At 66.8% G+C, this 6,721-nt stretch carries 6 protein-coding genes and 1 pseudogene; 4 read left to right on the top strand and 3 right to left on the bottom strand.

Translation table 11 applies throughout. The features are described 5' to 3' along the window. Positions 1-265: pseudogene (locus B2W55_RS32325) on the bottom strand (DUF2155 domain-containing protein); the annotation flags it as partial. A 245-nt stretch (positions 266-510) separates the two neighbouring features. On the opposite strand from B2W55_RS32325, the gene B2W55_RS32320 reads away from it, so the two are divergent. The 3 genes from B2W55_RS32320 (at position 511) to B2W55_RS32310 (ending at position 3,654) form a co-directional block, all read left to right on the top strand. After that, complete coding sequence (locus B2W55_RS32320) at positions 511-1,290, top strand: SDR family NAD(P)-dependent oxidoreductase (protein WP_024578465.1); 780 nt, start codon at positions 511-513, stop codon at positions 1,288-1,290. 36 nt (positions 1,291-1,326) lie between these two features. Continuing rightward, positions 1,327-2,268 carry an alpha/beta hydrolase gene (locus B2W55_RS32315; RefSeq protein WP_024578466.1) on the top strand — a complete coding sequence of 314 codons (942 nt, stop codon included), beginning with the start codon at positions 1,327-1,329 and terminating at the stop codon, positions 2,266-2,268. Between the two features lie 162 nt (positions 2,269-2,430). Then, complete coding sequence (locus B2W55_RS32310) at positions 2,431-3,654, top strand: SLC13 family permease (protein WP_024578467.1); 1,224 nt, start codon at positions 2,431-2,433, stop codon at positions 3,652-3,654. 120 nt (positions 3,655-3,774) lie between these two features. Here the strand turns inward: B2W55_RS32310 and B2W55_RS32305 are convergent, their stop codons facing one another. Then, positions 3,775-4,713 (bottom strand): GlxA family transcriptional regulator, encoded by a 939-nt coding sequence (locus B2W55_RS32305; RefSeq protein WP_024578468.1) that lies wholly within the window; start codon positions 4,711-4,713, stop codon positions 3,775-3,777. Positions 4,714-4,841: 128 nt separating this feature from the next. On the opposite strand from B2W55_RS32305, the gene B2W55_RS32300 reads away from it, so the two are divergent. Then, a complete protein-coding gene (locus B2W55_RS32300; RefSeq protein WP_024578469.1) occupies positions 4,842-5,528 on the top strand; it encodes a DJ-1/PfpI family protein in 687 nt (228 codons plus the stop codon). Between the two features lie 355 nt (positions 5,529-5,883). Here B2W55_RS32300 and B2W55_RS32295 read toward each other — a convergent pair whose 3' ends face one another. Next, positions 5,884-6,294 (bottom strand): NADH:ubiquinone oxidoreductase subunit NDUFA12, encoded by a 411-nt coding sequence (locus B2W55_RS32295; RefSeq protein ID WP_024578470.1) that lies wholly within the window; start codon positions 6,292-6,294, stop codon positions 5,884-5,886. Between the last annotated feature and the right edge of the window lie 427 nt (positions 6,295-6,721).

Here is a 6,721-nt window from a genome sequence, read left to right as displayed (position 1 = left end):
ACTGCACGCTGCCGGGCGGCGGCACGCCCTGCGCCGGCGGCAACGGCCGGTTCGGCGGCGGCAACAGGCGGCCGCGCGGCAGTTCCGGCACTTCCTCGTCGTCGTCGTTGGGCGGCGCCACCTGACCACGCGGGATCGAGCCGGGCGGACGCGGCGCGGGATCGGAGAAAATCGTTCCGATCTGCGCGCGCGCAGGCGGCGCAAGCGCGACGATTGAGGCGGCGATCAAGGCCGCAAAGCCAGTCAGGGCAATGGTTCGAAGCATCTCGCGCGGCTTTAGAGGGCGAATCGGGCTCGCGACAGTCTACCTTGATATCGGCCGCTCGCAGGGCATCGGTTAACACGCCGAATACGGCGGGGAAAGGGCGTCAGGATACCCTCCCCGACGCCCTCGCCGCCCTCTGGTCACTCCCCGGAACACGTGTGATAGTCCTCACGCTGAAGGCGCGCCGCACCGCGCGAAAACCAGGAAAATCCGGATCGAACCGGACCAGCCAGAGGAAACCCAACATGCCAGATCGCATCAGGCTCGACGGCCGGGTTGCCGTCGTCACCGGCGCTGCCGGCGTCATCGGAACCGCCACGCTCCAGCTGCTCGCCGAACGCGGCGCGCGGATCGTCGCGGTCGACCGCAGGGAAGCCGACCTTGCCGCCGCCATCAAGGACCTGCCCGCCTCGGCCGAGGCGCTGACGATCACAGCCGACGTCACCGACGAGGCCGAGGTCAAGGACTATGTCCGAGCCGCGGTGGACCGCTTCGGCACCATCGACGCCTTCTACAACAACGCCGGCATCGAAGGTGACATCAAGCCGATCCCGGAATATTCGCTGGAGAGCTTTCGCCGCGTGCTCGACGTCAACGTCGTCGGCGTCTTCCTCGGCATGAAACATGTGCTGCCGGTGATGCTGAAGCAGAACAAGGGCAGCATCGTCAACACCGCCTCGATCGCGGGCCTGGTGGGATCGCCGATGATCGCGGTCTACAGCGCGAGCAAGCACGCGGTGATCGGGCTGACCAAGAGCGCGGCCTGGGAATGCAGCGGCACCGGGGTGCGCGTCAATTGCGTCTGTCCCGGCATGATCGAGAGCCGGATGCTGAGCACCATCCTCCAGGGCCGCTCCGGCGGCAACGCGCCGCCGCCGGTCGAGAAGATCGTCGATCGCATCCCGGCGCGCCGTCTCGGGCTGGCGCGCGAGGTCGCCTCGATCGTCGCGTTCCTCGCTTCCGACGAGGCCAGTTACGTCTCCGGCTCGGCCTACACCGTCGACGGCGGCCGCACCGCCGCCTGAGATTTCAGTCCAGCACCACAACGAGGTTTGTCGCCCATGCCCGTCGTTCTCGATCCCGATGCCGCCGCCGTCTTCAAGGCCTTCCAGGAGGCCGGCCGCCCCGCCTATGAAACGCTGACCGCGCCGGAAGCCCGCGAATATTATCGCGCCGCGCGAATCGTCTCCAATCCCGAGCCGCCCGCGCTCGACTCGAGCAAGGCGCTGGCGATCCCAGCCCCGCACGGCACGATCCCGGCCCGCATCTACACCCCGAAGACGCTGCGCAAGATCAACGGGCTCGCGCCCTGCCTGGTGTTCTTCCATGGCGGCGGCTGGGTGATCGGCGATCTCGATACCCATGAGGTGGTCTGCCAGAAGCTCGCCCATGAAGGCGAGTTGATCGTGATCTCGGTCGACTATCGCCTCGCGCCCGAGCACCGTTTTCCCGCTGCGGTGGACGACGCCGTCACCGCGACCCGTTGGGTCGCCGCCAACGCAAAGGAGCTCGGCATCGACGCCGCGCGCCTGATCGTCGGCGGTGACAGCGCCGGCGGCAACCTCGCGGCCGTGGTGGCGCTGACCGCCCGCGACGGCGGACCGAAGCTCGCCGCCCAGCTATTGGTCTACCCCGGCACCGATTTCGCGCGGAAGCATGCCTCGCACCGGGAGCCGGAGACCAGCGTCCTGCTGACCCATTCAGTGATCGGCTGGTTCGCCAACCACTATCTCGGCGACGCCGACAGCACCGACTGGCGTGCCTCGCCCGCCCGCGCGAAGAGCTTTGCGGGACTGCCGCCGGCCTATGTGCTGACCGCCGGCGCCGATCCGCTGCGCGATGAAGGCGACGAGTACGCGAAATTCCTCAAGGACGCCGGCGTGCCGGTGACCTACCGGCATTTCCCCGGCCAATTCCACGGCTTCTTCACCATGGGCAAGCTGCTCAACCAGGCCAACATCGCGGTGACCGAGATCAGCGCCTGGCTGAAGACGCTGGGTTGAACGACCAGATCGGGAGCGACGTCGTTGCCGTTCGCTCCCGATCACCCCTGGTGGGCCGCGCCGCGCGTTGCGGCGATCGTGCGCCTTGAACTTCCGGCCGCCGCGCGATAGTGCGGCCGGACGCGCCGCACGCCGCCGCACGCTCCAGCCATCGAGACCGCCTTGTTCGCGCCCATCCTCGTCTACGGAATCCCGCTCGATTTCATCCTGTTCGCGCTGACCCTGCTCGGCGTCGCGATCTTCCATCACCACACGCTGGCCGTGGCGCTGACGGGTCTTGCCGCAATCGTCGCCTACAAGCTGCTGTTCGCAGGCTTTGCCAAATTCGGCGCCGGGCTGCCCGGCCTCGTGCATCACATGGAGCATGAGTGGGTCACGCTCGCGAACCTGTTCCTGCTGCTGATGGGGTTTGCGCTGCTGTCCCGCCATTTCGAGGATAGCCGCATCCCCGACGAGATGCCGGCACTGCTGCCCGATGACTGGAAGGGCGGCCTGATCCTGCTGGTGATCGTGTTCGTGCTGTCGGCCTTCCTCGACAATATCGCGGCCGCGCTGATCGGCGGCACCGTGGCGCGGCATGTGTTCCGCGGCCGCGTCCATATCGGCTATCTCGCGGCGATCGTCGCCGCCTCGAATGCCGGCGGCGCCGGCAGCGTGGTCGGCGACACCACGACGACGATGATGTGGATCGCCGGCATCAGTCCGCTCAGCGTCGTCGATGCCTATGTCGCCGCCATTGTTGCGATGCTGGTGTTCGCCGTGCCGGCCTCGCTGCAACAGCACCGCTTCTCGCCCATCGTGAAGAAGGCGCCGTCCGGCCTCAGGATCGACTGGGCGCGGGTTGCGATCGTCGCGGTGATCCTGCTCGCCGCGCTGACCGCTAATGTGACGGCCAACCTGAAATTCCCGGCGCTGCTCGATGTGCTGCCGGTGCTGGGCCTCGCGGTCTGGGCCGCGATCCTCGTCACCGCGCTGCTGCGGCGGCCGGACTGGTCGGTCATGCCGGAGACCTTGAAGGGCACCGTGTTCCTGCTCGCGCTGGTGACGGCGGCCTCGATGATGCCGGTCGAGAAGCTGCCCGCCGCGTCATGGCAGACCGCGCTCGGGCTCGGCTTCGTCTCGTCGGTGTTCGACAACATTCCCCTCACCGCGCTGGCGCTGAAGCAAGGCGGCTACGACTGGGGCTTTCTCGCCTACGCAGTCGGATTTGGCGGATCGATGGTCTGGTTCGGCTCGTCGGCGGGGGTTGCGGTGTCCAACATGTATCCGGAAGCCAAATCGGTGGTGCGCTGGATCACCCAGGGCTGGCCGATCATGGTGGCCTATGTGGTCGGCTTCTTCGTGATGCTCGCCCTGCTCGGCTGGCACCCCGACGCCCCGCACTAAAGCGGGATGAGTTTTGGATAAATCGGCTTGGCGCGGTCTCGGTTCACCTCTCTCCGTCGGGGAGAGGTGAAGTTTCGACGCTGCTCGATCTCGACCCAATCTCATCACGCTTTGGGTTGCCTACCCCACCCGCGCGGCCCGGCGCAGCGATTGCGGCGGCTGGCCGAAGGCGCGGATGAAGGCGCGGCGCATCCGCTCGGGATCGCGGAAGCCGGTGATCTCCGCGACGCGTTCGATCGCCTCGCCCGACGACTGCACGCGCTGCCGCGCCACCTCGATTCTCAGCCGCTCCACCGCCTTCGACGGCGTGGTGCCGGTCTCGGCGATGAAGGCGCGGGTGAAATGCCGCGAGCTCATCCCGGCCTTGTCGGCGAGATCCTCGACCGTCAGCGGCGCGTTGAGATTCTCGCGCGCCCAGGCGAGCAGCGGCCCGAACCGTCCGTTCGGCGTCTTCAACTCCAGCAGCGAGGAAAACTGCGACTGCCCGCCGCTGCGCCGGTGGTACAGCACGAGCTGCCGCGCGGTGTGCTGCGCGATCTCGTCGCCGTAGTCCTCGGTGATCATCGCCAGCGCGAGATCGATGCCGGCGGTGATGCCGGCCGAGCTCCAGATATTGCCGTCGCGGACGAAGATCTGGTCCGGCTCGAGCTTGACCTTCGGATAGCTCTTCACGAAATGCGGCGTGCGCTGCCAATGCGTGGTGGCGCGACGGCCGTCGAGCAGGCCCGCCTCGGCCAGCACATAGGCGCCCGAACAGACGCTGGCGACCCGGATGCCGCGGTCCGCCATTCGCCGCACGAAGGACAGCGTGGTCGGACAGGTCGCCGGCGTACGCACGCCATTGCCGCCGGCAACGATCAGCGTCGTGATCGCCGCCGACGGCCTGAACCCGCGCGCCAGCATCTCGACACCGGATGAGCTGCGCACCGGCCCGGCCTTCACCGCGATGGTCCTGATGTCAGGCGGGTTGTTGGCGAAGCGCGCCGCGATCTCGAAGGCTGAGATCGGCCCGGCCGCGTCGAGCAGTTGGAAGTCGGGAAAGATCAGCATGCCGATCATCGCCAAATCCTCGCAAGGGACGCTGCGCTTCGCGCGACGCTACGTCCTAAAATGAGGGAAATACGCCATTTTGGACGGAAGGCCATCATGCCATCCTGGTTCCGTCAAGCGCTATTTTGGAGGCTCCCATGACCGAACCGTTGCAGATAGGACTGCTCGTCTTCCCGAAGGTGACCCAGCTCGACCTGACCGGTCCCTTGCAGGTGTTCTCCTCGGTACCCGGCGCCAAGGTGCACCTGATCTGGAAACGCATCGAGCCGGTGCAGACGGATTCGGTCATGGTGCTGACGCCGACCACGACCTTTGCCGACTGCCCGCAGCTCGACGTGATCTGCGTGCCCGGCGGTTTCGGCACCGACGACATGGTCGGCGACGAGGAGATGCTCGGCTTCCTGCGCAAGCAGGCCGAGGGAGCCAAATACGTCACGTCGGTGTGTACAGGATCGCTGGTGCTCGGCGCGGCCGGGCTGCTCAAGGGCTATCGCGCCACCACGCACTGGAGCGCGATCGATTTCCTGGCAGGCTTCGGCGCCATCCCGACTAAGACGCGGGTCTGCGTCGACCGCAACCGCTTCACCGGCGGCGGCGTCACCGCGGGCATCGACTTCGCGCTGACGCTGGTATCGGAGCTTGTCGACCGCAGCACCGCGGAAGCGATCCAGCTCCGACTCGAATACAACCCGGCCCCGCCGTTCAATGCCGGCTCGCCGGATACCGCACCGGCCGAAATCCTTGCCCTGATGAAAGAGCGGATGGGACCGGCGCATGCGCGCCGCGGCGAATTGATGGGCCGCGCCGCAGCGCGCCTCGGCTGATCCGAACGCCGCAAAGAAAAAGGCCGCCTGGTTTCCCGGGCGGCCTTTCCTGTCTCACGGTAGCCTCAACATTCACGGGCGATTTCAGGACATCTGTACCGGGGGCCTATCTCCCGGCCGCATCCAACTCGGAGGCCGCTGCTCATCGGGACAGTCGCGATCTGGAGCCCGATCCGACGCGATGGTCTCCCATCTCCGTAAGATGACTTGATTGAGCCGCGAACCCGTGCGCGATGCAAGCGGCCAGCATCGGCGGAGCGGTCGCTGTCCCCGCTGTTACCATTGTCCACAGGCACGCGTGCGGTGCACGCGCCGCATCACGCGGCGGCGTGTCCGAAACAGCGATGTGCGGAGATCAGCTTCCGGGCGTCCAGGCGTGGTAGTCGCCGGTCGCCTTGGGACGGCGGCCGCTCGCCAGCGTCGAGCCGGACGGACGGTAGGCCTGCGCGGTGCCGGTCATGTTCGGCAGATGCGGCTTCTCCCACTCCCGGGCCGCGTAGTTCTGCTCGGTCGGGGGTTCATCCGTAGTATGGTGAATCCAGCCGTGCCAGCCTGCCGGAATGCGGGAGGCTTCGGCATAGCCGTTGTAGACCACCCAGCGGCGCTCGAAATGCAGCGTCGGGTCGATCGCGCCGCCCTTGGTGCGGTAGTAGCGGTTGCCCTGCTCGTCCTCGCCGACCAGCTCGCCGTAGCGCGAGGTCCACAATTGCGTGCCAAAGGTCTGGCCATTCCACCAGGTGAAGAATTTCAGCAGGAATTGTTTCATGCGCGGCCGGTCGTCGGTTCGAGGCAGTCCGGGCTCTGATTGCCACCTGAATCCCCAAATGTCCAGCGGCCGCCAAGGTAGCCCGGCACTCCCCGTATGCACGCCGTCATGGACCGGTTTGGCGACCAAATGCCGCGCTCACGGAGAGTTTTGTTCAGCCGCCATACATGCGCCCCCGGCTACGCAAAGATGACGGACAATCAATGTCGCGCGCTGGAACGTCCACCCGCAGAAATGGTTAGACATTGTCCGTTTTGATGGAGTCCAAAATGATCAATATGAAAGTTCTGAGCACTGCCGCGGCACTGGCGCTTGCGCTGCCGCTGGCTGTGGCGCCGACTGTTTCGTTCGCCCAGACCGCCGCGCAGATGGGCGCGATGGGTGGCGGCGGCGGTGGTGGTGGACGCGGCGGTGGCGGTGGCGGCGG

Origin of the sequence: Bradyrhizobium sp. UBA2491, assembly GCF_002341725.1 — a bacterium.
Classification (GTDB): domain Bacteria; phylum Pseudomonadota; class Alphaproteobacteria; order Rhizobiales; family Xanthobacteraceae; genus Bradyrhizobium.
This window is presented reverse-complemented; position numbering and strand designations above follow the sequence as displayed.

Bases quoted from the DNA above. Each gene is read 5' to 3' on its own strand.
- B2W55_RS32320 (WP_024578465.1), top strand. From the start codon at position 511: ATGCCAGATCGCATCAGGCTCGACGGCCGGGTTGCCGTCGTCACCGGC.
- B2W55_RS32315 (WP_024578466.1), top strand. From the start codon at position 1,327: ATGCCCGTCGTTCTCGATCCCGATGCCGCCGCCGTCTTCAAGGCCTTC.
- B2W55_RS32305 (WP_024578468.1), bottom strand. From the start codon at position 4,713: ATGATCGGCATGCTGATCTTTCCCGACTTCCAACTGCTCGACGCGGCC.
- B2W55_RS32300 (WP_024578469.1), top strand. From the start codon at position 4,842: ATGACCGAACCGTTGCAGATAGGACTGCTCGTCTTCCCGAAGGTGACC.
- B2W55_RS32295 (WP_024578470.1), bottom strand. From the start codon at position 6,294: ATGAAACAATTCCTGCTGAAATTCTTCACCTGGTGGAATGGCCAGACC.